The following is a 1,020-nucleotide window of genomic DNA, read 5'->3' as shown; positions in this document are numbered from 1 at the left end:
ACCAGCACGCCCAAGATCCCTACCGAGTGACACATGTATCGGGACTTCAACACTGACAGATGTCATGGGACTGAATAGTTAGCGCGTAACGGAAAGTGTCCAAGATCTAGGTTGTTAGCCGGTCCGATCGAGGCTCCGTGGGCAAACTTCGTCAGGGTCGCTCGCTTGGAGGCGATCTCTGCCCACGAGGTGACGCGGGGGAGAGCGGCCGGTCGCGCTGGGTGCGCGGATCTCGTACGCTCCGATGTGGTCTCTGCCGGTGCGGTGGTGGAGGCGATGGTCGATCAGGGGGAGGTGCGCGTGAGCGCAGCACAGATCATCGCGAGGTTGGCGGCGGCGTCGCAGAAGCTGGACGAGGCGAAGGCCAAGACCGCGGCGGCAGCCCAGGACGCGGCCGAGGCGCGGGCGCTCGTCGCCGGTGCGCTTGAAGGTGTGGCCGCTGGTCCGCTGGTCGGCATGATCGACTCGTACCGTCAGGCGCTCGCGCAGGCGTCCCAGGGTGGCGACCCCGCCAAGCAGCACGTGCAGGAGACGATCGCCAAGGTCCGAGCGCTGGGAAACTGACCACGGGTGGCTGCTGCTGCGGCAGCCGGACCTTCCAGGCGCGTGGAGAGGAAGCACCGAGACGCCGAGGACCGGGCCGTGAAGATCGATGAGCAGGTTGAGGCTCAGGTCAGAGCTGTCCCAGATGCTGCTATCCGCCGTGAGTCCGACAGGTTCGACAGCGCCTTGGAAGCCCTCAGCACCAGTGAGATGTTGACCACGCAGTCGGCCGGACATCGGTGCCGGTGGCGCTGCGCCGAACCTGCCGGCAGTCAAGTGATCGTGAACCATCCGTGTCACGGCTGCGGTCGCCGTTGGCCGATGCGTCCACCCACGCCTCGAACAACGACGACCGCGCGTGAAGGTCCCCCCTGACGATGCCGCGAGGCGTCAGCGTTAGCTAGACGAGTAAGTCCGAAGTCGGGTCAGTGGTCGTAGGCGATCAGGGACCTGGTCACGGGTTGGCCGGTGGTCCGG

At 66.0% G+C, this 1,020-nt stretch carries 1 protein-coding gene; it reads left to right on the top strand.

The genetic code is table 11. The features are described from left to right. The first annotated feature begins 300 nt into the window (after nt 1-300). Nucleotides 301-564 (top strand): DUF6244 family protein, encoded by a 264-nt coding sequence (locus ACPXBU_RS34810; RefSeq protein WP_030489032.1) that lies wholly within the window; start codon nt 301-303, stop codon nt 562-564. The last annotated feature ends 456 nt before the right edge of the window (nt 565-1,020 follow it).

Origin of the sequence: Micromonospora sp. DT231 (assembly GCF_049847025.1) — a bacterium.
Classification (GTDB): Bacteria; Actinomycetota; Actinomycetes; order Mycobacteriales; family Micromonosporaceae; genus Micromonospora.
Note: the sequence above shows the minus strand (reverse complement) of the source record. Positions and strands in the feature narration are given on the sequence as shown.